The organism is Microbispora sp. NPDC004025 (assembly GCF_053604425.1).
In genome coordinates, this window is sequence record NZ_JBSGHN010000005.1 from 97,916 (window position 1) to 121,067 (window position 23,152).

The 23,152-nt window shown below is 72.3% G+C and carries 20 protein-coding genes and 1 pseudogene; 14 read left to right on the forward strand and 7 right to left on the reverse strand.

Annotation, left to right across the window (positions count from 1 at the left end):
- The first annotated feature begins 3 nt into the window (after nucleotides 1-3).
- Nucleotides 4-171 carry a hypothetical protein gene (locus ACWEQG_RS15795; RefSeq protein WP_452285261.1) on the forward strand — a complete coding sequence of 56 codons (168 nt, stop codon included), beginning with the start codon at nucleotides 4-6 and terminating at the stop codon, nucleotides 169-171.
- Complete coding sequence (locus ACWEQG_RS15800; protein WP_452285263.1) at nucleotides 168-485, forward strand: GNAT family N-acetyltransferase; 318 nt, start codon at nucleotides 168-170, stop codon at nucleotides 483-485. Before ACWEQG_RS15795 ends, ACWEQG_RS15800 begins: the two co-directional genes overlap by 4 nt.
- A gap of 102 nt (nucleotides 486-587) precedes the next feature.
- Here the strand turns inward: ACWEQG_RS15800 and ACWEQG_RS15805 are convergent, their stop codons facing one another.
- Nucleotides 588-1,751 carry a hypothetical protein gene (locus ACWEQG_RS15805; RefSeq protein ID WP_452285265.1) on the reverse strand — a complete coding sequence of 388 codons (1,164 nt, stop codon included), beginning with the start codon at nucleotides 1,749-1,751 and terminating at the stop codon, nucleotides 588-590.
- Nucleotides 1,752-1,927: 176 nt separating this feature from the next.
- On the opposite strand from ACWEQG_RS15805, the pseudogene ACWEQG_RS15810 reads away from it, so the two are divergent.
- From ACWEQG_RS15810 to ACWEQG_RS15820, 3 genes and pseudogenes are all read left to right on the forward strand, one after another.
- Nucleotides 1,928-2,035 (forward strand): annotated as a pseudogene (locus ACWEQG_RS15810) (DUF255 domain-containing protein); the annotation flags it as partial.
- Between the two features lie 283 nt (nucleotides 2,036-2,318).
- A complete protein-coding gene (locus ACWEQG_RS15815; RefSeq protein ID WP_452285267.1) occupies nucleotides 2,319-2,492 on the forward strand; it encodes a hypothetical protein in 174 nt (57 codons plus the stop codon).
- 22 nt (nucleotides 2,493-2,514) lie between these two features.
- A complete protein-coding gene (locus ACWEQG_RS15820) occupies nucleotides 2,515-4,512 on the forward strand; it encodes a thioredoxin domain-containing protein (RefSeq protein ID WP_452285269.1) in 1,998 nt (665 codons plus the stop codon).
- 15 nt (nucleotides 4,513-4,527) lie between these two features.
- Here the strand turns inward: ACWEQG_RS15820 and ACWEQG_RS15825 are convergent, their stop codons facing one another.
- Complete coding sequence (locus ACWEQG_RS15825) at nucleotides 4,528-5,454, reverse strand: LysR family transcriptional regulator (protein WP_452285271.1); 927 nt, start codon at nucleotides 5,452-5,454, stop codon at nucleotides 4,528-4,530.
- Between the two features lie 182 nt (nucleotides 5,455-5,636).
- On the opposite strand from ACWEQG_RS15825, the gene ACWEQG_RS15830 reads away from it, so the two are divergent.
- Nucleotides 5,637-6,965: an FAD-binding oxidoreductase gene (locus tag ACWEQG_RS15830; RefSeq protein ID WP_452285273.1), complete on the forward strand. Its 1,329-nt coding sequence runs from the start codon at nucleotides 5,637-5,639 to the stop codon at nucleotides 6,963-6,965.
- Between the two features lie 17 nt (nucleotides 6,966-6,982).
- Here the strand turns inward: ACWEQG_RS15830 and ACWEQG_RS15835 are convergent, their stop codons facing one another.
- Both ACWEQG_RS15835 and ACWEQG_RS15840 read right to left on the reverse strand, forming a co-directional pair.
- Entirely contained in the window at nucleotides 6,983-9,433 is a 2,451-nt protein-coding gene (locus ACWEQG_RS15835) for a transglycosylase domain-containing protein (RefSeq protein ID WP_452285275.1), read from the reverse strand.
- 163 nt (nucleotides 9,434-9,596) lie between these two features.
- Nucleotides 9,597-10,064 (reverse strand): Lrp/AsnC family transcriptional regulator, encoded by a 468-nt coding sequence (locus tag ACWEQG_RS15840; RefSeq protein ID WP_363462216.1) that lies wholly within the window; start codon nucleotides 10,062-10,064, stop codon nucleotides 9,597-9,599.
- 96 nt (nucleotides 10,065-10,160) lie between these two features.
- Here ACWEQG_RS15840 and hppD point away from each other — a divergent pair, with 96 nt between their 5' ends.
- The 3 genes from hppD to ACWEQG_RS15855 all read left to right on the forward strand — a co-directional run bounded on the left by hppD (nucleotide 10,161) and on the right by ACWEQG_RS15855 (nucleotide 13,443).
- Complete coding sequence (gene hppD / locus ACWEQG_RS15845; RefSeq protein WP_452285277.1) at nucleotides 10,161-11,264, forward strand: 4-hydroxyphenylpyruvate dioxygenase; 1,104 nt, start codon at nucleotides 10,161-10,163, stop codon at nucleotides 11,262-11,264.
- A 67-nt stretch (nucleotides 11,265-11,331) separates the two neighbouring features.
- Nucleotides 11,332-11,838 carry an RDD family protein gene (locus ACWEQG_RS15850; protein WP_452285279.1) on the forward strand — a complete coding sequence of 169 codons (507 nt, stop codon included), beginning with the start codon at nucleotides 11,332-11,334 and terminating at the stop codon, nucleotides 11,836-11,838.
- Nucleotides 11,839-11,961: 123 nt separating this feature from the next.
- Nucleotides 11,962-13,443: a M1 family metallopeptidase gene (locus ACWEQG_RS15855; RefSeq protein ID WP_452285281.1), complete on the forward strand. Its 1,482-nt coding sequence runs from the start codon at nucleotides 11,962-11,964 to the stop codon at nucleotides 13,441-13,443.
- An 18-nt stretch (nucleotides 13,444-13,461) separates the two neighbouring features.
- On the opposite strand, the gene ilvA is transcribed toward ACWEQG_RS15855, so the two are convergent.
- From ilvA to ACWEQG_RS15870, 3 genes are read right to left on the reverse strand one after another with little or no spacing between them, the layout of a single operon-like run.
- Nucleotides 13,462-14,676, reverse strand: coding sequence for a threonine ammonia-lyase (gene ilvA / locus ACWEQG_RS15860; RefSeq protein ID WP_452285283.1), 1,215 nt, complete (start codon nucleotides 14,674-14,676; stop codon nucleotides 13,462-13,464).
- Nucleotides 14,677-14,704: 28 nt separating this feature from the next.
- Nucleotides 14,705-15,673, reverse strand: coding sequence for an ROK family protein (locus ACWEQG_RS15865; protein WP_452285285.1), 969 nt, complete (start codon nucleotides 15,671-15,673; stop codon nucleotides 14,705-14,707).
- Nucleotides 15,670-16,959 carry an FIST signal transduction protein gene (locus ACWEQG_RS15870; protein WP_452285287.1) on the reverse strand — a complete coding sequence of 430 codons (1,290 nt, stop codon included), beginning with the start codon at nucleotides 16,957-16,959 and terminating at the stop codon, nucleotides 15,670-15,672. The genes ACWEQG_RS15865 and ACWEQG_RS15870 overlap by 4 nt, the downstream gene beginning before the upstream one ends.
- A 197-nt stretch (nucleotides 16,960-17,156) precedes the next feature.
- On the opposite strand from ACWEQG_RS15870, the gene ACWEQG_RS15875 reads away from it, so the two are divergent.
- The 5 genes from ACWEQG_RS15875 to ACWEQG_RS15895 all read left to right on the forward strand — a co-directional run bounded on the left by ACWEQG_RS15875 (nucleotide 17,157) and on the right by ACWEQG_RS15895 (nucleotide 23,114).
- On the forward strand, nucleotides 17,157-18,566 hold the full coding sequence (locus tag ACWEQG_RS15875; RefSeq protein WP_363462230.1) for a sigma 54-interacting transcriptional regulator: 1,410 nt from the start codon (nucleotides 17,157-17,159) through the stop codon (nucleotides 18,564-18,566).
- Nucleotides 18,563-20,506 (forward strand): vWA domain-containing protein, encoded by a 1,944-nt coding sequence (locus ACWEQG_RS15880; RefSeq protein WP_363462232.1) that lies wholly within the window; start codon nucleotides 18,563-18,565, stop codon nucleotides 20,504-20,506. The genes ACWEQG_RS15875 and ACWEQG_RS15880 overlap by 4 nt, the downstream gene beginning before the upstream one ends.
- 60 nt (nucleotides 20,507-20,566) lie before the next feature.
- Nucleotides 20,567-20,971: an SdpI family protein gene (locus ACWEQG_RS15885; RefSeq protein WP_452285289.1), complete on the forward strand. Its 405-nt coding sequence runs from the start codon at nucleotides 20,567-20,569 to the stop codon at nucleotides 20,969-20,971.
- A 422-nt stretch (nucleotides 20,972-21,393) separates the two neighbouring features.
- Nucleotides 21,394-21,825: a hypothetical protein gene (locus tag ACWEQG_RS15890; RefSeq protein ID WP_363462236.1), complete on the forward strand. Its 432-nt coding sequence runs from the start codon at nucleotides 21,394-21,396 to the stop codon at nucleotides 21,823-21,825.
- A 71-nt stretch (nucleotides 21,826-21,896) separates the two neighbouring features.
- Nucleotides 21,897-23,114 (forward strand): MFS transporter, encoded by a 1,218-nt coding sequence (locus ACWEQG_RS15895; protein WP_363462238.1) that lies wholly within the window; start codon nucleotides 21,897-21,899, stop codon nucleotides 23,112-23,114.
- The last annotated feature ends 38 nt before the right edge of the window (nucleotides 23,115-23,152 follow it).

A 23,152-nucleotide genomic window follows, 5' to 3' on the forward strand; every position in this document is an offset into this window, starting at 1 on the left:
GACGTGGATGCAACCAGCTACGGGCCGGGTCTCCTGGGTTTCCTCGTCGTCGCCGGGATCGGTGTGGCCCTGTTCTTCCTGCTGAAGAACATGAACAAGCAGATGAAGAAGATCCAGGTGCCGCACGACGGCCACGAGGACGAACAGCGCGGGAACGGGCCCGAGGCGTGAGCACGGACGCGCGGGTGGCCCACAACGACGCCGCGTCGCGCTACGAGATCCTGCTCGACGACACGCTCGCCGGGTTCGCGCAGTACCGGCTGCGGGACGGCTCGATGGTCTTCACGCACACCGAGGTGCGCGGCGAGTTCGGGGGCCGAGGGCTGGGCGGCATGCTGGTCGGCGCGGCCCTGGACGAAGCACGGGCGGCCGGCCTGCGGGTCGTGCCGCTCTGCTCGTTCGTGGCCTGGTACATCGAGAAGCATCCGGAATACCGCGAGCTGGTGGACGACGACTACCGCGGCCTAGTCGACACGCCGGAATAGGCCGGGACCGTCGGCCGGGCGGGGCAGTCAGACGGTCGGGTGCGCGGGACCGTCAGACGGTCGGGTGCGCGGGGCAGTCAGCCGGTCGGGTGCGCGGGACCGTCAGTCGGGCAGCGCGGGGCCTGAGGACCAGGCGCGTTCCAGCGCCTTGGGCAGGCCCCACCAGCCCAGCGGGGTCAGCACCTCCGACCGGTCCACGATCCCGAGATGCGCCCACAGCGGCGTCACCGCCGTGAACAGCATCTCCGTCGCCTCGAGGTCCTCCGGCTCGTCCGGGTCCACGTCGACGTCCTCGGAGTCGGCGATGAACCGGGCGATCCGCTCGGGCGAGGCGAGCACCCCCGGGCCGTACCGGACCAGGGTGATCACCGACGCGAGCCAGTCGGCGTGGTGGATGGCGCACAGCGAGGCCAGTATGGAGTCCTCGTGGCTGAGCTCGCCCTCCATGTCGAAGAACCGGGCGGCGTCCTCCTCGTCCGGCAGGTCCGAGATGGGCGCGGCGATTCCGGCCGCGACGGTGAGCCACAGGTCCTCGTCCCCTTCGGGCAGGTCGCCGTCCTCCAGACCGGCGCAGGCGCGCAGCACGTTGCCCGGGTAGCCGGGGCGGGTCAGCGTCACGCGCAGCCGCCGGGCGGCCGAGCGGAGGTCGTCCGCGGGGAAGGGCGGCTCCGGCAGGTCGTCGAGCACCCGCCGCAGCTCGCTCAGCGCGAACGCCTCCTCCTCGTCCCAGGCGGCGTACAGCTCCCGGTCCTGCTCGTCGTTGACCACGACGCCCGGCACCCGGCCGTCGGGCAGCGCAGTGCCGAGCCAGCGCTCCTGGAGCTCCTCGTAGGCGTGCCGGGCGGCGGAGTCGCCGGCGGCCAGCGCGTCCGCGTCGATCTCCCCGGCCGCCAGCCGCTCCTCCAGGAACTCGACCAGCCGCTCGTACATCTCCGTGGCCACCGGCCCGCGCTCGCTCTCCTCGGGCCACAGGAAGTAGCTGCGGGTGAGCATGATCGGTTCGGTGCCGCTGGACTCCAGCCAGCGCTGCACGTCGCCGACCGTCGCGACGCCGGACTCGATACTCGTCAGCACGGCCTTGGCCGAATCCCAGAACACCGTCGACAGCGGATTGCCCGCCGCGAGCAGCTGTCGCCGCAGGTCGGGAAGGGCGACCAGGGCCTGCCCGGACGGAACGGCCAGCAGCACCCGCGCGACGTCGCGCCGCGTCATGAAGGCCGCGGGGCGTCCCGAGTGCCTGACAGCGAAGTCCAGATCCAAGCCCACGTCCTGTGAGCCTACGCCGGGACGCGCCGGAACACATCCCCGCGGTCTCCCGCGCGTTCCCCCGACATGACAAACAGCTCCACCCGGGAGAACAGACCACTCCGCATCACGGCGATCGGCCCCCGGAGCCGATCCGCACCCGGATCGCCCTTGCCGTCGGTGTGAGAGGCTGGCCTATGAACCGGCTGGGTGGCGAGACCTCTCCCTACCTCCTGCAACACGCGGACAACCCGGTGGACTGGCTCCCCTGGGGCGAGGACGCCTTCGCGGAGGCCCGCGGGCGCTTCGCGGAGTTGCCGGAAGCTCAGCAGGGGCCGGAACTCGACGGCGTGCTCACGGCCTGGTGGGGGCGGGCGATGCTCGACACCGATCCCCATCGTGACCGCGTCCGCGCGGCCGCGGAGGCGGGCACGCTGCCCATCGCCACGATGGACGACATCGCCCGCCGCAGGCAGGAGCGCATTACCTCGTGAGCGCTGACGACGAGGATCTATGGCCTGTCCTTCCCTCGGAGATCGTCGCCGGCACTCTCGCGGATCCCGCCGTGTCCGCTGACTCTTCTCCACAGTGGCCGCGCTGACCGTTGCGATCTGTAAGGACCCCTGGCTGCCGGGCAGCGACCAGGTCGGCACGGATCCGGACTGGCGGGAGATCCTGATCCCCAAGGGGTACGGCATCGCCGAGTACCGCGTCAGCCGAAAGGACCACCACGTCATCCTTACCCGCATCGTCCTCTTCTGACGATTTGTGAGAGGCTCGTCACATGAACCGGCTGGGTGGCGAGACCTCTCCCTACCTCCTGCAACACGCGGACAACCCGGTGGACTGGCTCCCCTGGGGCGAGGACGCCTTCGCGGAGGCCCGCGGGCGCGACGTCCCCCTGCTGATCAGCGTGGGGTACTCGGCTTGCCACTGGTGTCATGTCATGGCTCACGAGTCGTTCGAGGACGAGGCCACCGCGAAGCTGATGAACGAGATGTTCGTCAACGTCAAGGTGGACCGCGAGGAGCGGCCCGACGTGGACGCCGTCTACATGGGCGCGGTCCAGGCGATGACCGGCCAGGGCGGCTGGCCGATGACGGTCTTCGCCACCCCTGACGGGAATCCGTTCTACGCCGGCACCTACTTCCCCCGTCCGCACTTTCAGCGGCTGCTGCACGCCGTCTCGCAGGCCTGGCGGCAGGACCGGGAGGGCGTCCTGACCCAGGGGGAGAAGGTGGTGGAGGCGCTCGCCGGGCAGACCGGGGCTCCGTCGGGCCCGGTGCCCACCGCCGAGACCCTCGACCTCGCCGTACGCAACCTCGCGGACGGCTTCGACGAGCGGCGGGGCGGATTCGGCGGGGCGCCCAAGTTCCCGCCGTCCATGGTCCTGGAGTTCCTGCTGCGGCACGGCACCCGGGACGCCGTCGCCATGGCGGAGGCGACCATGGAGGCGATGGCCAGGGGCGGCATGTACGACCAGCTGGGCGGGGGCTTCGCCCGCTACTCCGTCGACGCGGGCTGGGTCGTGCCGCACTTCGAGAAGATGCTCTACGACAACGCGCTGCTGCTGCGGGTCTACGCCCACTGGTGGCGCGCGACCGGATCGGTCCTGGCCAGGCGGGTGGTCCTGGAGACCGCCGAATGGCTGCTGCGGGAGATGCGCACGCCGGAGGGCGGGTTCGCCTCCGCTCTCGACGCCGACAGCGAGGGACCGGACGGCACGCACGGAGAGGGTTTGTTCTACGTCTGGACCCCCGAGCAGCTGCGCGAGGTCCTCGGCGAGGACGACGGAGCGTGGGCGGCCTCGGTGTTCGAGGTGACCGGCACGTTCGAGCACGGCACGTCGGTGCTCCAGCTTCTCGCCGACCCCGACGACCCGGCCCGGTTCGACCGCGTCCGTACGGCCCTGCGCGCCGCGCGGGAGCGCCGGCCGCGGCCCGGACGGGACGACAAGATCGTGGCCTCCTGGAACGGGCTGGCGATCGCCGCCCTCGCCGAGGCGGGCGCGCTATTCGACCGGCCCGACCTGGTCGACGCCGCGCGTGAGGCGGCCGTGCTGCTCGACGGCCTGCACACGGTGAGCCGCGACCCGGCCCGGCTGCTGCGCACCTCCCGCGACGGCCGGGCGGGGGCCAACACCGGCATGCTGGAGGACTACGCCAACACGGCCGAGGGCTTCCTCGCCCTCTACGGCGTCACCGGCGAGAGCCGGTGGTTCCACCGCGCCGCAGACCTGCTGGAGACCGTGCTGACGCGGTTCCCCGACGGTTCCGGGGGGTTCTACGACGCCCCCGACGACGGCGAGCGGCTGTTCCAGCGGCCCCAGGACCCGACCGACAACGCGACGCCGTCGGGCCAGTTCGCGGCGGCGGGCGCGCTGCTGTCGTACGCCGCGCTCACCGGCTCGGCCCGGCACCGGGAGGCGGCCGAGGCGGCGCTGGGCACGGTCTCCGCGCTCGCGGAGCGGCACGCCCGGTTCGCCGGATGGGGTCTCGCGGTGGCGGAGGCGGCACTGGGCGGCCCCGCCGAGGTGGCGATCATCGGCCCGGCCGACGACTCCCGCACGCGCGCGCTGCACCGGGCGGCCCTCATGTCCGGCACGCCGGGCCTGGTCGTCGCGCTGGGCACCGGACAGCCCGGCGCCGTGCCCGTGGACGTGCCGCTGCTGGAGGGCCGGGGCATGGTCGACGGCTCGCCCGCGGCCTACGTGTGCCGTCGATTCACCTGCCGTGCGCCGGTCACCACGCCCGCGGAACTGCGGGCCGAGCTGGCCCGGTAGAGGCGGCGGACGCCCTCAGGCGTGGCCGGCGAGCAGGTCGCCCGCCGCCCGGACGAAGGCGCGGACGCGTGCGGTGGAGTTGTCGGCTCTCCACAGCAGGCCCCACAGCAGCGGTGGGGCGTCGCTGAACGGGATGTAGGCGACGTCGGGCCTGGCGTAGTAGCGCCCGGCCTGCGCGCCGACCGGAAAGACTCCGTGACCTGCCCCGATGAGGGTGAGTATCTCGTTGAACGTGGCCGCGGAGGGGCCACGTTCGATCACCCGTCCGGAGGGCGTGGTGCGCGGGGTGCGATCCTCGCGCAGGGAATCCGGCAGCGTGCCGGGGAGCTGGAGCAGGGGAGCCCTGGCCAGGTCCTCCAGGGAGACCGACTCCCGTCGGGCGAACGGATGCCCGGACGGCACCGCGAGCATGCGCGCCTCCGACACCAGGACCGGCCCGGTGGCGATGCCGGGCTCCTCGACGGGGAAGGTGCCCAGCGCGACGTCGACCTCGCCGGAGCGCAGCCAGGGCATGAGATCGACCATCTGCGCTTCCCGGAGCTGGACGTCGCACCCGGGCTCGCTCCGCCGCAGGAGTTCGGCCGCCCCGACGAGCAGTTGCCCGCCCGCGGCGCCGACGAAAGCGACGCGCAGGGTGCCGGTGACGCCGCGGCCTTCGGCGACGGCCTGTTCGAACGCGGAAGTGATCTGGCGCCAGGCGGGTCGCACCTGCTCGTACAACCCGCGTCCCAGCGGGGTCAGCTCCACCCGGCGGCTGGTGCGGTGGAACAGCGGGACGCCGACGCGGCGTTCGAGCTTGGCGATGGTCTGGCTGATCCGGGCGGTGGACACCCGCAGGTGCTCGGCGGTGCGGCCGAAGTGCAGCTCCTCCGCGAGGGTGAGGAACGCCTCCAGCTCGTGCCGCTCCAGCATGCCGCCCCCCATCGTTAACTCAGGCTTCACGAGCATTGCACAGGAACGCGTTGATCGGCTCTCCGCTCGGCCCGAGAGTGGGACACGTCCAGAAACCCTCTGACCTGCGACGGGAGTAGCCGGGAATTCGCGCGGTGCGCTCACGGGCGATCCCACGGCCTTCTTCGGCCCGCCGAAGCCGTCTGACCTGCCAGCCTGGAAAGAAGTTGATCGTGAACGCTCTGAACGCCCTGCGCTCCGCCGTCCGCGGACGGGTCTGGTTGACCGGCGACCCCGGCTTCGACGCCTCCCGCCGTCCGTGGAACCTGGCCGTCGAACAGCCGGTTGCGGCCGTGGTGGAGGCGGCCGACGCCGACGACGTCGCCGCACTGGTCCGGCACGCCCGTGCCGCCGGGCTGACCGTCGCCGCTCAGCCGAACGGGCACGGCGCGACCGGCCGTACCGACGGCGTCGTCCTGCTGCGCACCCGGCCGCTGGACTCCGTGGAGATCGACCCTGCCGCCCGGCGCGCCCGCGTCGGGGCCGGTGTGTCCTCGGGTCGTCTGCAGGCCGCCGCCGCGCCGTACGGCCTGACCGGCCTGCCGGGCAGCTCTCCGGTCGTCAGCGTCACCGGCGTCGCCCTCGGCGGCGGGCTCAGCTGGTTCGGCCGCGCGCACGGCTGGGTCGCCGACAGCGTCACCGCCTTCGACATCGTCGACGCCGAAGGACGACAGCGGCGCGTGACCGCCGGCACCGATCCCGACCTGTACTGGGCCCTGCGCGGCGGAGGCGGCGACTTCGCGGTCGTCACCGCCCTGGAACTGTCCCTCCACCCCGCACCACGACTTCACGGAGGGCGGGTGCTGTGGCCGGCCGAACACGCGCCGGACGTCCTGGACGCCTACCGGCGGATCACCGCCACCGCGCCGGACGAGCTGACCGTCTGGCTGGACCTGCTGCACTTCCCCGGCTCCGCGCCCATGGTGGCCGTGGACGCGGCATACCTGGGTGAGGCGGCCGAGGCCCGCGATCTACTGGCTCCCCTGGACCGCCTTCCCCTGCCGCTGTCGGACACCCGGCGGACCATGCCGGTCTCCGAACTCGGGTCCATCACCGCCGAGCCCACCGACCCCGGCGCCGGCTCCTCCCGCGGTGAACTGCTGACCGCGCTGGACGACACGACGGTCAAGACGCTGCTCGCCGATCCCGTCGCTCCGCTGATGAGCGTGCAGATCCGCCATCTGGGCGGCGCGTTCGCCCGCCCGTCCGACAGCCCGCACGGACCGCTGGCCGAGCCCTACGCGCTCTACCTGTTCGGCGTCCCGGCCGACCCGGCGACGGCCGAGGCGATCACGGCCAGGCAGCGTGCCCTCGCCGAAGCCCTCCCGGTCAGCGGGCGCAAGCCCTTGACCTTCCTCAATCCCCGCGAGAGCGTGGCCGACGCCTTCACCCCCGCCGTGCTGGAGCGCCTGCGTGACATCAAGCGCCGCCACGACCCCCATGACGTCTTCCGCGGCAACTTCCCCGTCCTCGCCGACGGGTCACAGTCACCCGCCACCTGAGTGCCGGGCTGAAGCCGTCAGCGGGCGGGAACCTGGGCGACCGGGAGCTGGGGTCCGGGGATCTGCGTGAGCGGGCCTGGCTGGTCACCATGACCGTCCTGGCCGGTCTGGCCGGTCCGCCTGGCATCGGGCCCCGTGGCGGCGCCCGGGGCCCTTCTGACGCCCGTGCCCGTGGCGCCCGCGTCGGACCTGTCGTTCCCCGCCCTGGAGGCGGCGTCCGCGGCACCCGTGTCGCGGGCACGGGCCGCGCCGGCCGGGCCTGTCACCCCGTCGACTCCGTTCGCGCCGCCTCGCGGGCCGGTCTCGCGGTCCTGGCCGGTCGTGCCCTGCTGCTCCTCCTCCGCGTCGGTGGTCGCGCCGGGCACGTCCTGGCCCGGCACCCCCGCGCCCCCCGGCCCGTACGGCCCGTGCGGGCCGGGGGCGCCGGGCGGACCTGAAGGGTAGGGACCACCGGACGGGTAGGCGGTGGGGACGCCGCTCGGCTGGGGCATGGCCATGCCGTAGGTGTCCCAGTTGTAGGGATTCCATGTGACCGGGTCGGGGAACTCCCGGACCGGCTTGCCCTCCATGGCGGTGCTCATGAAGGTCTTCCAGATCTCGGCGGGCAGTGTGCCGCCGTACAGCTCGCCGTAGCCGGGAACGGTCACCGGTTTGTTGTCGTCGCGGAACATGTCGACCGCGACGGCCAGCTGGGGGACGTAGCCGGAGAACCAGACGGCGGCGGACTCGTCGGTGGTGCCGGTCTTGCCCGCCACCGGGCGGTCCCACAGCCCCGCGGCGCCGCCGGTGCCGCTGCGCACCACCTGCTCGAGCGCGTACGTCGTGTCGGCGGCGGTGTTCTCGCTGAAGGCCCGGGTGCCGGGCGGGGCGAACCTGCGGGTGAGTCCGGTGCCGTCGGTGACCGCCCGGATCACGTGCGGCTCGTGATGGATGCCCCCGGCGGCGAACGTGGCGAACCCGGAGGCCTGCTGCACGGCGCTCACCGACGCCACGCCGAGGGGCAGCGTGGCGGCGCCCTGGTGCGGGGCGAGTTGCGCCGCGGGGATCCCGGCGGCCCGCGCCGCCGCGACGACCTTGTCGATGCCGATCCGCTGGCCCAGGTCCACGAAGGCGGTGTTGACCGAGTACTGCGTCGCCTCGAGCAGGGTGATCGCCGAGCCGTACGACTTGCCGCCGGAGTTGGGGATGTCGGTGGAGCCGACGCGGATGGGCGAGTTGCCGTAGACGAGCGCGTCGAGCCCGTAGCCGGCTTCGAGCGCGGCGGCCAGCGTGTAGGGCTTGAAGGTCGAGCCCGCCTGGACCTTGGCGGAGAAGGCGTTGTCGTACTGGTTGGTCTCGTACCGCCCGCCGTAGAAGGCGACGACCTCGCCGGTCGCGGGATCGACGGCCGCCAGGCCGGTGCGGACCTTCTTGGGGGTGTCGTCCGGCAGGACCGACTTGACCGCCTGCTGGGCCTGCGCCATCAGCTTCTTGTCGAACGTCGTGGTGACCTTCAGACCGCCGTGGTTGATGTCCTCGTCGGTGAAGCCGAGCCGGTTCAGCTCGGCGCGCACCTGCGCCAGCATGTAGCCGTTCTGGCCGCCGAGGGACAGCGGGGCGCGCTGCTTGGCGAGCGTGGGGAACACCAGCGCGCCGGCCTCCTCGCGGCTGATCGCGCCGATCTCGCGCATGCCCCGGACCACCGACGCCCATCTGGCCTTCACCGCGTCGAGCGCGGCCCCGGCCGGATTGGCGAAACGGGTGGGCTGCTGGATCACGGCGGCGAGGTAGGCGCCTTCTGCCGCCGTCAGGTTCTGCACGTCTTTGTCGAAGTAGGCCCGCGCGGCGGCCTGGACGCCGTACGCGCCCCGGCCGAAGTAGATGGTGTTGAGGTAGCGCTCCAGCACCCAGTCTTTCGGCTTGGAACGATCCACCTTCAGCGCGATCATGACCTCTTTGAGCTTGCGCGCGATGGAGCGTTCCTGACCGAGGCCGCTGTAGTAGTTGCGGACCATCTGCTGGGTGATGGTCGAGCCGCCCTGGAGCTGGCGGCCGGTGATCGTCGACCAGACGGCGCGCGCCGTACCGGACACGGAGACGCCCTGGTCCTGGTAGAACGTCCGGTTCTCCGCCGCGATCACCGCGCTTCTGACGACCTGCGGGACCTGCGCGAGCGGCACGTTCTTGCGGTTGACGCCCTCGTTGGCGAGCACGGTCCTGCCGTCCCGGTAGTAGATCACCGAGCCCTGGGCCGTCGCCAGTTCCTGGGTGCTGTCCGGGATGGGGGTCAGCGCCCACACCACGGCGAGGAACACGACGAGCCCGGCGATCGCGGTGGCCAGGCTCACGAGCAGGACGCGCGGCAGCCGTCTTCGCCGGCGAGGCTCCGGCGCCCGGCCGCCCTCGCCGCCTCCCCCGTTCGGGCCGCCGAGTGACGCCTGCGGCTCCACGGCGCCCTCCTCGATCGGGCCCTCCTCGGCGCTGTCCACGCTGTGACCCCCGATAAGTCCGATACCCCCGCTACGCCCGTTTGTGCCCCTGAGCTGGGCGGATAGGACCACGGTAAACGATGGCCATCGATGGTCCGGCACTTCCCGCGACGTCTGTGGAAAAGCCTGGCCCACGGCAGGACGTTGTGGAAAACCCGCCCGGTCAGCCCCCGGCCGCGCGGACGAGCGGAAGGGTCCGGTACGGCACCGGCGTGTCGAGCGCGATCACCGATTCGGTCCGTACGACCCCCTGCACGTCCACGATGCGGTCGATGACGCGCTGGAGGTCGGCGTTGCTGCGGGCGACCACGCGGCAGAACATGTCCCCGCCACCGGTGATCGTGTGGACCTCCAGGACCTCGGGGATGAGCGCGAGCTGGTCGGCCACCGGCACGTGCCCCGCGACCTGCCTGATGTGCAACGTCACGAACGCCGTCACGTCGAAGCCCAGCGCGGCCGGATCGATGTCCGGGCCGTAGCCGGTGATGACCCCCTTCGCGGCCATCCGGTCGAGCCGGGCCTGCACCGTGCCCCTGGCGACGTTCAGCCTGCGGGAGCACTCGAGCACGCCGATCCTGGGCTCGGCGGCCAGCAGGGCGACAAGACGTGCGTCGAGGTGGTCAATCGTCATAACGATTTCCCCTTGTACGAAGCGGAGACTGAGCACATTGTCCACCTGTTTGAGTCACTGTTGCACAAATTGGCCATGCGAACGGACGCTTGTCACATGAACGATGTCTTTCCGGTTCACGGCATGGACGCGGTGGTCTTCGCCGTCGGCAACGCGAAGCAGGCCGCCCACTACTACTCGACCGCCTTCGGGATGCGCCTGGTGGCTTACCGGGGGCCGGAGACGGGCAGCCGCGACGAGGTGGCGTACGTCCTCGCGTCGGGCTCGGCCCGGTTCGAGCTACGCGGAGCCGTACGGGCGGGCACGCCGCTCGCGCGGCACGTGGCCGAGCACGGCGACGGCGTCATCGACCTCGCGCTGGACGTGCCGGACGTGGAGACGGCCTACCGGCACGCGCTGGAGAGCGGGGCCCGGGGGCTGGAGGAGCCCCACGTGGTCGAGGACGAGCACGGCAAGGTCGTCGTCGCGGCCATCGCGACCTACGGCGAGACCCGGCACACGCTGATCGACCGCGCCAACTACGCCGGCTCCTACCTGCCGGGATACGTCGCGGCCGAGCCCATCGTCGCGCCGCCCGCGGTGAAGAACGGCCGGCTCTTCCAGGCGATCGACCACTGCGTCGGCAACGTCGAGCGCATGGAGGAGTGGGTGGAGTTCTACGAGAAGGTCATGGGCTTCACCAAGATGGCCGAGTTCATCGGCGACGACATCGCCACCGAGTACTCGGCGCTGATGTCCAAGGTCGTCGCGGACGGCACCCGCAAGGTCAAGTTCCCGCTGAACGAGCCCGCCGAGGGCAAGAAGAAGTCCCAGATCGAGGAGTTCCTGGAGTTCTACGGCGGCCCGGGCGTGCAGCACATCGCGCTCGCCACCAACGACATCCTCACGACCGTGGACGCCATGCGCGCGGCGGGGGTCGAGTTCCTCGACACGCCGGACTCCTACTACGACGACCCGGAGCTGCGCGCCCGCATCGGTGAGGTCCGCGTGCCGGTCGAGGAGCTGAAGAAGCGCCGGGTTCTCGTGGACCGCGACGAGGACGGCTACCTTCTGCAGATCTTCACCAAGCCGGTGGTGGACCGCCCGACCGTCTTCTTCGAGCTCATCGAGCGGCACGGGTCCCTCGGCTTCGGCAAGGGCAACTTCAAGGCGCTCTTCGAGGCCATCGAGCGCGAGCAGGCACGCCGCGGCACCCTCTGACACCCGCTGACGCACCCTTTGCGCCTGCCCGGCTTTGCCCGAAGGGCGGCGGGGTGACCATTCAGCCATGGGAACACCGCCGCCATCGGGAAGCCCGTACGAGGAACCGAGGATTCCCTGGACGCCCCCGCCCTTCGGGCTGACGGCGCCGCGGCTCGCCGGCCGCTGGCGCCGTCTGTTCGCCGGGATCCTGGACGCCGTGCTCATCGGCGTCGTCACCTCGCCGCTCACCTGGGACAACTGGCGGGTCGTGTCCGAAGGCACGACGGAGGCGGTGGCCCGGATTCCGGTCGGCAACGGTCTCCTGGTCGGGCTGATCGGGTTCCTCTACTACTGGCTGCTCCAGTCGTTCTGGAACGGCCAGACGGTGGGCAAGAGACTGTTCGGCATGCGCGTGGTGCGGGAGACCGGGGAGCCCGCCGGTCCCGGGCCGATCGCCGTGCGGCAGGCGGTGGAGATCGTGCTGGGCTGGTTGTTCTGCCTCGGGCTGGTGAACCTCGCCTGGATCCTGTTCGACCGCAGGAAGCAGGCCCTGCACGACAAAGCCGCCCAGACGGTCGTCGTGGACGCCTGAGACGGCCGCTCCCAGGCGCGACCTGAGACGGCCGTCCCCCCAGACGCAACCCCTGCGAGCAGGCAAAACACGCGGCGTCAGTACCCGGACCACCTCGCCTCCTCGCATAGAGTTGCCAGACATATGGCCACGCATCGTCTTCCTCCGTTCTCAGTGCCGACCAGGACGCCGATCACCGCCCTGATCTGTGCGGTGGCCGTCGGAACCGCCACGGCCTGCGCGCCGTCCCAGGGCGCGGTCGCGCCGTCCCCGGCCGCGGCCGCCGCCCCCGCGTCAGCGGGGGCAGGCACGTCGACGGGCACCATGGGCGCCCCGGGCATCGGCGACCCCGACTTCCCCAGCGACGGCAACGGCGGCTACGACGTCCGGCACTACGACCTCCGCCTGTCGTACGACCCGTCGTCCAGGAAGCTCGCGGGCAGCGCCACGATCGAGGCGAAGGCCGCGCAGGACCTCACGTCGTTCGACCTGGACCTGCACGGGCTCACCGTGAGCCGCGTGACGGTGGACGGCGCGGCGGCCTCGTTCAGCCGCAGCGAGGACGAGCTCGTGATCGAGCCGGCCCGGCGGATCCGGAACGGCGACGGGTTCGCGGTCACGGTCGACTACTCCGGCGTGCCGGAACCGATGCACGACTCCGCCAACCTCGGCCGTTACGGCTTCATCGCCACCCCGGACGGCGCGTTCGTCACGTGCGAGCCGAACGGCGCGAAGACCTGGTTCCCGTCGAACGACCACCCCGCCGACAAGGCGACCTACGACTTCCGGATCACCGTGCCCGAGGGGCTGACCGCGATCGCCAACGGCGAGATGGCCGGGACGCCGCAGACCGCGGCGGGCAGGACGACCTTCGTCTGGCGGGAGAAGCACCCGATGGCGAGCTACCTCGCCACGATGACGACCGGCAAGTTCCAGGTCCGCACCGGCACGAGCGAGAAGGGCCTGCCGATCTACGCGGCCGTCGCCGACTCCTTCCGCGGCTCGCTCGACACCCTCTTCACGCAGACCGGGAAGATCACCGACTACTGGTCGAGTGTCTTCGGGCCGTACCCCTTCTCCTCCACCGGCGGCGTGATCGACGACTACGCGGCGGGGTACGCGCTGGAGAACCAGACCAAGCCCATCTACGGCGGCTTCTCGCCCGAGCCCGCGATCATCGCGCACGAGCTCGCCCACCAGTGGTTCGGCGACAGCCTGAGCATCGGCCGCTGGCGGGACCTGTGGCTGAACGAGGGCTTCGCGACGTACGCCGAATGGCTGTGGGCGGAGCACACCGGCCAGTACACGGCCGATTCGGCCTTCCGGCGCTACTACGAGAACGCGGCGGACCCGATGTGGGCCTATCCCCCGGGCGCGGCCCGCGCCGACGACCTGTTCAGCGCCGCCGTCTACAACCGCGGCGCCATGACGCTGCACGCGCTGCGCCGCGAGATCGGCGACCAGAAGTTCTTCCCGCTGATCAGGGCGTGGACCGACGCCCACAGGCACGGCAACGTCACCACCCAGGAGTTCATCGCGCTGGCCGAGCGTGTCTCGGGCAAGGACCTCAAGGGACTGTTCGACGCCTGGCTGTTCCAGCCGAAGCGTCCCGCCCCGGCCACCTGATCGGCCGAGGCCGGTCGATCAGGAGAACAGCAGCTTGTAGCCGTCTCGCCGCAGCGCGCTCAGCACCTCGTCGCAGTGTGCGGGGCCGCGGGTCTCCAGCTGCAGCAGGACCTCGGCCTCCTCCAGGTGCAGCCGGGAGCCGAACCGCTCGTGCACCACGTCGAGCACGTTGGCCCCGAGGTCGGCGAGCCGGGCCAGCAGAGCGGCCAGCGCCCCCGGACGGTCGGTCAGCCGGATGCGGAAGGCGAGATAGCGGCCCGCCGCCGCGAGACCGTGCCGCAGCACCCTGGCCAGCAGCAGCGGATCGATGTTGCCGCCCGACAGCACGACGACGACCGGCGGCTCGAACGCGTGCGGCTGGTCGAGCAGCGCCGCGACCCCCGCCACCCCCGCCGGCTCCACCAGCAGCTTCGCGCGTTCGAGGCACAGCAGCAGGGCCCGCGACAGCGACTCCTCCGACACCGTGACGACGCTGTCGACCAGGTAGTGGATCAGCTCGAACGGCAGGTCGCCCGGCCGCCCGACCGCGATCCCGTCGGCCATCGTGGACGTGGGCTCGACCATGACCGGACGGCCCGCGGCCAGCGAGTCGGGGTAGGCGGCGGCCCGCTCGGCCTGCACGCCCACCACCTTGATCCCCGGGCGCTGGGACTTCACCGCGAGCGCGACCCCGGCCGCGAGACCCCCGCCGCCGATGGGCAGCACGATCGTGGCCGTGCCGGGAAGCTGCTCCAGGATCTCCAGGCCGACCGTGCCCTGCCCGGCGACCACGTCGGGGTGGTCGAACGGGTGGATGAACACCGCGCCGGTCCGGTCCGCGTGCTCCCTGGCCGCCCGCAGCGCCTCGTCGACCGTGTGCCCCGCGAAGACCACGTCCGCGCCGTACGCCCGGGTGGCCTCCACCTTCGGCAACGGCGCGCCCTCGGGCATGTAGACGGTCGACTTGGCCCCGACCAGCGACGATCCCAGTGCGACGCCCTGCGCGTGGTTGCCCGCGCTGGCCGCGACCACGCCCCGGGCCCGCTCCTCCTCGCTCAGGCGCGCGATCCGCACGTACGCCCCGCGGATTTTGAACGACCCGGCCCGCTGGAGGTTCTCGCACTTCAGATGCACCGAGCCGCCGACGATCTCGGACAGCACCCGGGAATGCAGGACGGGCGTCAGCGCCGCCACGTCCGACAGCGACTCGCGTGCGGCGACGACGTCCTCGTACGTCACCTGTGGGACAGCCATGTGCCCATCATCACAGGTTCCGGCGCTCTCAGCGCTCCGGCGACCAGTACCTGTCGCCGGCCGCCACGAGCGCGGCGGCGCCGACGAGTCCGGCGTCCTGGCCGAGCGCGGCGGGCACGACGCGCACCCGTCCGGCGAACCCCATGCGGGTGTGCTCCCGCAGCGCCTCCTCCAGTGGCGCGAACAGCAGGTCGCCCGCCTGGCTGAGCCCGCCGCCGACGGTCACGAGGTCGAGGTCGCACAGGTTGACGGCGGAGGCGATCGCGACGCCCAGGGCACGCCCGGCGCGGGCCATCGCGGCCAGCGCGATCGGGTCGCCGGCCGCGGCGTCGGCGGCGAGGCGGCGCGCGGTGGCCGTCCCCTCCTCCTGGTAGAGCTCCCCCTGGGTCACCGCGGCGTCCGGCGACCAGCCCCGCGCGAGCGCCCAGGCGGCGAGGCCGGGCCCGCGGGCGATCGCCTCCAGGCAGCCGTTGCCGCCGCAGCCGCACGGCGGGCCCCCGGGGTCGACCACCACGTGACCGATGTGACCCGCGTTGCCCGTCCCGCCGTCGATGAGCCTGCCGCCGAGGATCAGCCCGCCGCCGACGCCGGTCGACACCACCATCCCGAGCATGGCCGCGCTCCCCTGCCCGGCGCCGCGCCAGTGCTCGGCGACGGCCAGGCAGATCGCGTCGTTGTGGACGCGGACCGGGACGCCGGGAAACCGCCCGGCCAGCCTCCCGCGCAGCGGGAAGCCGCGCCAGCCGCCCATGTTGAGGGGCGAGACCTCCCCCTCGGGCCAGGTCATCGGCCCGCCGCAGCCGACGCCCACGCCGGCGAGCGCGGTGGGCAGGTCCAGCCGGTCGAGCAGCGCGGTCAGCGTCTCCCACAGCGTCTCGGCGTCGCCGCCCTGCGGGGTGGCGATTCGCTCGGCGGCCACGACCCGCCCGTCCGGATCCACCAGGCCGGCCGCGAACTTCGTGCCGCCGATGTCGACGGCCAGGATGAGGTCGCTCACGCGCCCGCTCCCGAGTCCCCCGGGAAGCCCGTACCTCCGGGGAACCCCGTGCCGCCGCCGAAGCCGGTGCCGCCGGAGAAGCCCGCATCGCCGGACAATCCCGTGCCGCTCGACAGGTCCGTGCCGCTGGAGAAGACGAGCAGCGACGCGGTGAAGCCGTGGACATGGTTGTGCCCGCCGACAGGCCCCACCTCGCCCGCGGCGAAGAACCCCGCCACCCCGATCGGCCCCAGCGTCTCGCGTACGGCGAGCGCGTCGTGGTCGGCCGAGTCGAACATGCCCGAGCCCCGGCCGTTGCAGGAGAACAGCAGCGCTCCCTCGATCCGGCCGGAGTGCTCCCGCAGGTGGTCGTCGAGCAGCTCGTAGAGGTCCTCGTCGGCGGCCTCGGCGTCCCTGACCTGGAACCGCACCGTCCTGCCGATCTCGATCACGTCGCCGACGGCCACCGCCTCGCGCTCGGGGTCGATGCCGATGACCCCCCGGATCAGGAAGTCGCCGCGCTCGTGGCGCTCGGCGTACTCGTCCATCGCGATGCCGATCTGTAAGCCGGCGGCGACCAGGTCGCGGTCCTCCTCGTCGAGGGCGCTGACGATGTCCTCCAGGCGCGCCAGGGCGGGCTGGCCCGCGAGTTCCAGCAGCACGTTGTCCTCGGCGCGGGTGACGACCATGGACGGCCCGATCGGCCGGCAGCCCTGGCTCACGACGGTGCCGACGTTCACCTGGCCGCCGATGACCACGCCGATCGCGCCGGAGTCGTGGACCTCCCCGTTGGCGAACAGCCGCACCGAGCCGCGGCCCTGGAGCCCGTTGGCCAGGCCGCCGACGATCGGCAGGCTGCCCAGCACCTCGTGCGAGTGCTCGATGAACGCGTCCGTGGGGAAGCTGTAGGGGTCGGCGAGCAGGATCGCCGCCCGGTCGTCGGGGACGCGCTCCGGCAGCCCCACGACCACGAACCTGTCCTCCGTGCGGAGCGTCTCCAGGGCGAAGGTGTCGATCCTGGCCCCGCCGAGGGACGCCGCCCACGCGCTCACGGCGGGGGTCAGCTCCACGCCCTGGCCGTGCCCGATCACGCCGGTCGCGCTGCAGCCGATCACGTCGGCCCCGGACGCGACGGACATCGCTCGCCGGCCGGCTCTGGCCACATCGTCGGGGTCGTCCCCGCAGATGAAGAAGCACACAAGATCTGGCGGACCCGACAGGCCGGCCAACGCCTGGCGTACGGCCGTCTCGGCCGCTTCCACCAGGTTCGGGCCCACGGCGAGACCGTCGGCGAAGCGGCTCGTCATTACCGCCATAGTCTCGCCCTCTCTTCCTCCGCGACTGTTTCCTTGGGCCGATTCTCCCCACTGAACGGAGGTCGACGCACGGGCCGCACGGCCAATTGGGTCGCGTCCCCGAGCCGTTTCCCCTGAGCCCCGTCTCTCAACCGTGTCTCCGCAAACTCGGCTGCCGGATCACCCGATGGGGACGTAGGCTCGACTCCGTGCACAAATCGCCCACGCCTGCCCCCAGCACTCTGCGTGAACTGCGCGAGAGTGGACACCGATACCGAACGGTCAAGGCCGAGATCAGGGAGAACCTCCTGGCCCGGCTGCGGGCCGGCGAGGCCCGGTTCCCCGGCATCGTCGGCTTCGACGACACGGTCCTGCCCCACCTGGAGAGGGCGCTGATCGCGGGCCACGACCTCGTGCTCCTCGGCGAGCGCGGCCAGGGCAAGACCCGCCTGATCCGCACCATCACGGGCCTGCTCGACGAGTGGTCGCCCGTGGTCGAGGGCTGTGAGATCAACGACCACCCGTACGCGCCGGTCTGCGTCCGGTGCCGCCGGCTGGCCGCCGCGCACGGCGACGACCTGCCGGTCGCGTGGAAGCACCGCGAGGACCGGTACGGCGAGAAGCTGGCCACCCCGGACACCTCGGTCGGCGACCTCATCGGCGACGTCGACCCCATCAAGATCGCCGAGGGCCGCACGCTCGGTGACCCCGAAACCGTCCACTACGGCCTGGTTCCCCGGACGAACCGGGGCGTCTTCTCCGTCAACGAGCTGCCCGACCTGGCCGAGCGCATCCAGGTGGCGCTGCTCAACGTGCTGGAGGAGCGCGACATCCAGGTCCGCGGCTACAACCTGCGGCTCCCCCTCGACATCCTGCTGATCGCCAGCGCCAACCCCGAGGACTACACCAACCGCGGCCGGATCATCACCCCGCTGAAGGACCGGTTCGGCGCGGAGATCCGCACCCACTACCCCCGTACGGTCGAGGACGAGCTGGTCCTGATCCGTCAGGAGGCCGAGCTCGGCGCCCTGGGCGCGGACCTCCCCGACCACCTGGTGGAGGTGATCGCCCGGTTCACCCGCCTGGTCCGCGAGTCGACCGCGGTCGACTCCCGCTCGGGCGTGTCGGCCCGCTTCTCGATCGCGGCCGCCGAGACCGCCGCCGCCTCCGCCGTACGGCGGGCCGCGCTGACCGGGGAGGAGCGGCCCGTCACCCGCGTGTGCGACCTGCCCGGCGTGGTCCACACGCTGCGCGGCAAGGTGGAGTTCGAGGTCAGCGAGGAGGGGCGGGAGATCGAGGTGCTCGCCCACCTGCTGCGCCGCGCGACGGCCGAGACGTTCCGCGCCTCGCTCGGCGGCGCCGACCTCGCGCCGCTGCTGGACAGGTTCGGCGAGGGCGCGCAGGTGGAGTCGGGCGAGCTGGTTCCGGCCCACGAACTGCTGCGCAGGATCGGCCGCGTCGAGGGCCTGTCGAAGATCATGGCACGGCTCGGCATGGGCGAGGGCGACGAGTCGCCCGGCCACGCCGCCGCGGCGCTGGAGTTCACGCTGGAGGGGCTCTACCTGATGCGCAGGCTGTCCAAGGACGAGACCGACGGCGCCGCGGTGTACCGGACGTGAGTTACTTCTACCGGGAGTACCACGACGGGCCGGATCCGCTGGCTCCGCCGTACGACGTGCGATCGGCGCTGGACGAGATGGGCGACGCCGTCCTGTCCGGCTCGACGCCGCTCGACGCGCTGCGCGACCTGCTGCGGCGCGGGTTGCCGGGAGCGCCCGACCGCCGCGGATTGGACGACCTGCTCCGCCAGGTGCGGCGGCGCCGCCGCGAGCTGCGGGACAACACCCGGCTCGACGGCACGCTGGAGCGCGTGCGCGCCCTGCTCGACAAGGCGATCGGCCAGGAGCGGGCCGAACTGTTCCCCGATCCCTCCGACGACGCCCGCTTCCGCGAGTCGGCGCTCGACGCGCTGCCCTCGGACACCTCACGGGCCGTCCAGGAGCTCGCCGAGTACGACTGGCGCTCGGCCGCCGCGCGGCAGACGTTCGAGGAGCTGCGCGACCTGCTGCGCAGGGAAGTCCTCGACAGCCAGTTCCGCGGCATGCGCGACGCGCTGGCCAACCCCGACCCGGCCGCCATGGAACGGGTCCGGCAGATGATGTCGGACCTCAACGACATGCTGGACCGTGACGCCCGGGGCGAGCACACCCAGGACGACTTCGACCGGTTCATGCAGAAATACGGGGACATGTTCCCCGAGAACCCGCGGAACCTGGACGAGCTGGTCGACCAGCTCGCCCGCCGCGCCGCCGCCGCGCAGCGGCTGCTCGCCTCGCTCACTCCGGAGCAGCGCGCGGAACTGGCCGGACTGATCGACCAGACGCTGGAGCAGGCGGGCCTGGCCGAGCAGATGCGGCGCCTCGGCGACTCCCTCCACGCCCGCCGTCCCGACCTCGCCTGGGGCGCCCCCGAACGCGTGTCCGGCGAGCAGCCGATGGGCATGGGCGACGCCGTGACGGCGCTGCAGGAGCTGGCCGACCTCGGCGACCTGGAGACCGCGCTGCGCCAGGACTACCCCGGCGCCCGGCTCGACGACATCGACGAGGCCGCGATCCGGCGGGCGCTCGGCCGCTCGGCCGTGGACGACCTGGAGGCGCTGCGACAGGTCGAGCGCGAGCTGGAGGCCCAGGGCTACCTGCGGCGCAACCGCGGCAAGCTGGAGCTCACGCCCAAGGCCGTACGCCGCCTCGGGGAGACCGCCCTGCGCCGCGTCTTCGCCTCGCTCGACTCGGGCCGCCGCGGCGACCACGACCAGCGCGACGCGGGCACGGCCGGGGAGCCGACCGGCTCGACCCGCCCATGGCGCTTCGGGGACGAGCAGCCCATCGACGTCGTCCGTACGGTCGTCAACGGCGTACGGCGGGGCGGGGGCGCGCCCGTGACCCTGTCGGTGGACGACTTCGAGGTCGTGGAGACCGAGCGGCGCTCCGCGGCGGCCGTCTGCCTGCTGGTCGACCTGTCCTACTCGATGGCCCTGCGCGGCACCTGGGCCGCGGCCAAGCAGACCGCGCTCGCCCTGCAGGCGCTGGTCGCCTCGAAGTTCCCCCAGGACGCGGTGCAGATCATCGGGTTCTCGAACTACGCCCGCGTGCTGCGGCCCGACGAGCTGGCCGGGCTCGAATGGGACATGGTCCAGGGCACGAACCTGCACCACGCGTTGCTGATCGCGGGCCGTCACCTCGACCGGCACCCGGACTTCGAGCCGGTCGTCCTGGTGGTCACCGACGGCGAGCCGACGGCGCACCTGATGCGCAACGGCGTGCCCCGCTTCGAGTGGCCTCCGTCGCAGGAGACGCTGACGCTGACGCTCGCCGAGGTCGACAAGATGTCCAGACGGCGCGCGACGATCAACGTCTTCATGCTGGCCGCCGACGACCGGCTGCGGGAGTTCGTGGACGAGGTCGCCCGGCGCAACGGCGGCCGCGTCTTCTCCGCCAGCGCCGACCGCCTCGGCGAGTACGTTGTCAGCGACTTCCTGCGCGCCCGCCGCACCCGCTGAGCGGCCGAGCCGGGGGCCGGCGGTCCACCTGAGTCACCCGCACGACCGGAGGGAGCACACGTGACAGCATCCGCCCTGGTCACCGCCGCCGTGGAAGCGCAGACCCCTTTCCTCGAACGGGTCTATCCGGCCGTGTGCCTCGTCGTCCTCGGCGCCGTGCTCGTGGCGATGGGCCGGATGGGAGCGCGCCGGACCCTGGCTCCCAACGCCCTTTTAGGCATCCGCACCAGGCGGACGATGGCCAGCGAACGGGTCTGGTACGACGTGCACGCCCTCGCGGCGCCGTGGTCGCTCGCCGCCGGTCTCGTCGCGCTCATCGGGATCATCCCGGTCCTGCTGCTGGAGGGGCCCTTCTCCCCTCTCGCCATGCTCGCGTCCGTCGGAACCAGCATCGTCATCCTGAGCGTGGGGACCGTCCACGCGCTGCGCCGGGTTCCCGCCGCCGAGCCGGAGGCGGACCGGTAGACGGTTCGTCGTCTGCCATGCGGGCATGGCTAAGCACATCGGCGCGGATCGGGGGCGCGTTCCGAAGCCGCAGGACCGGCGGGGACCGGAAGGCCCGGGCGGCGGGCGTGAGCGGGGAGACGGACGCCGCGGCCCGGGGATTCGATAATCGATTGCCGACCGGGCTGCAATCGGCGGACGATAGACAGACATCCCCTGTTCGCGCTGGTCGTTCCACATGCCAGTGGAAGGAGCGCTCCCATGTTCGCAGCGGTCGGCCTCGTCGTCCTCATGGTCCTCACCACGGTGCTGTTCGAGATGGCGGTCCACAACCGCCCCCGTCGCCGGAAGTGACTCCCGCACGCCCCAGGCGTCCGACGCGCGGCGCGACGAGCGCGTCCGGGCGACTGCGGGGCCGATCAGTCAGGCGATAGCCTCTGCCCATGTCGCCTCTCGACCATCTGCTGCTGTGGCTGCACATAGGGTTCGCGATCTTCGCGCTCGGTCCGCTCACGGCGGTCACGAGCGTCACCCCGCGCTACATACGGGCGCGCGATCTGGGCGTGCTGCGATATCTGCACCGCGCGACCCGGCTCTTCGGCCTGCTCACGATCGGGGTCTTCCTGTTCGGCCTGTTGCTGGGCCGCAGCGCCCTCGGCGCGCCGTACCTGTCGGTGTCGATGACGTTGTTCGTCGTGGCGGCCGTCCTGCTGGTGATCGTCGAGCGTGACCAGCGTACGGCGATCGCGGCGCTGTCCAGCGAGTCGCCGGAGGACGACGCGAAGGTGCAGACCGGGCGGATCGCGGCGCTGGCCGGTATCAGCGCCCTGATCTGGCTCGTCGTCCTCTTCCTGATGGTCTTCTTCAACCCCTGAACAAAGATTCCCGCTTTTCCCCGAATGTCCGGTAGAACGTCTTTGGCCGGAAACGGGGGAAAGAGGAGCGGGTGCACCTTACGACGCAACGCCGTGCGGCGTGGGCGCTGGTCGCCCTCGCCGTCGGCGCCTTCACCTACGTCACCGCCGAGGTTTTGCCCATCGGGCTGCTCACGGTGATGGCGGCCGACCTGGACCGGTCGCCGTCCGAGACCGGCCTGCTCGTCACCGGATACGCCGCCGTCGTGGTGCTGGCCTCGCTGCCGCTCACCCGGCTGACCCAGCGGGTGCCGCGGCGCAGGCTGCTCACCGCCACGCTGGCCGTGTTCGTCGCGGGAATGCTGCTGACCGCCGTGGCGCCGAACTATCCGACGCTCCTGGCCGCCCGGCTGCTGGTCGCGGCCACCCAGGCGCTGTTCTGGTCGGTCGCGACCCCGGCCGCGGCGGCGATGTTCCCCCCGGAGATCCGGGGACGCGCGATCGCCCGGATGTCGATCGGCAGCTCCCTCGGGCCCGTCCTGGGCGTCCCGGCCGGCACCTGGCTCGGCCAGCAGGTCGGCTGGCGGGCCGCGTTCGCCCTGGCCGCCGCCGTCGGCCTGGTCACGTGCATCACAGTGGCGGCGCTGATGCCCGGCCGCCGGCAGGCGGGCGGCGGCTCCGACGGCCACGAGCCGGGCCGCGGCGCGACCCCGGACGCCCGCCGCTACGCGCTTCTGATCGTCGCCACCGTGATCGGGGTGGGCGGCTACCTGACCGCGTACACCTACATCACGCCGTTCCTGCTGGAGTTCGGCGGGTTCGCCCCGGCCGCGCTCAGCCCGCTGCTCCTCGCGTCCGGGATCGCCGGGGTCACGGGGACGATCGTGGTCGGCCGGCTGCTCGACAGCCGGCCGAGGACCGCCCTCGTCGGGCCGCTGGCCCTCATCACGTGCGCGCTGCTGGGCCTGTACGCCTTCGGCGCCGTGCACGCGGTGGCGGTGGTGGCCCTCTGCCTGACGGGCATGTCGTTCAGCGCGCTGGCCGCGGCCATCGCGAGCCGCGCACTGCAGGTGGCCCCGGGCAGCACCGACATCGCCTCGGCCGGCAGCGGCTCGGCCTTCAACATCGGTATCGCGGGCGGTTCGCTGCTCGGCGGCGCGCTCATCGACCACTCCGGCGTCCGCAGTGTGACCGTGGCCGGCGCCCTGCTGACGGCCACGGCGCTCGCCGCCCTGCTGTGCGAACGGTGGGTCGCTCCCGCCCGCCGCTCCGCGCCGGAGCCCGCGGCCCCGGCGCGGAGCGCCCCTTAGACAGAGCGCGGAGCGCCCCTTAGACAGAGCCCGGAGCG

Coding starts and splice junctions, on each gene's coding strand:
- ACWEQG_RS15870 (WP_452285287.1), bottom strand. CDS start 16,959: ATGACGAGCCGCTTCGCCGACGGTCTCGCCGTGGGCCCGAACCTGGTG.
- ilvA (WP_452285283.1), bottom strand. CDS start 14,676: ATGGCTGTCCCACAGGTGACGTACGAGGACGTCGTCGCCGCACGCGAG.
- ACWEQG_RS15850 (WP_452285279.1), top strand. CDS start 11,332: ATGGGAACACCGCCGCCATCGGGAAGCCCGTACGAGGAACCGAGGATT.
- hppD (WP_452285277.1), top strand. CDS start 10,161: ATGAACGATGTCTTTCCGGTTCACGGCATGGACGCGGTGGTCTTCGCC.
- ACWEQG_RS15840 (WP_363462216.1), bottom strand. CDS start 10,064: ATGACGATTGACCACCTCGACGCACGTCTTGTCGCCCTGCTGGCCGCC.
- ACWEQG_RS15855 (WP_452285281.1), top strand. CDS start 11,962: ATGGCCACGCATCGTCTTCCTCCGTTCTCAGTGCCGACCAGGACGCCG.
- ACWEQG_RS15820 (WP_452285269.1), top strand. CDS start 2,515: ATGAACCGGCTGGGTGGCGAGACCTCTCCCTACCTCCTGCAACACGCG.
- ACWEQG_RS15890 (WP_363462236.1), top strand. CDS start 21,394: ATGTCGCCTCTCGACCATCTGCTGCTGTGGCTGCACATAGGGTTCGCG.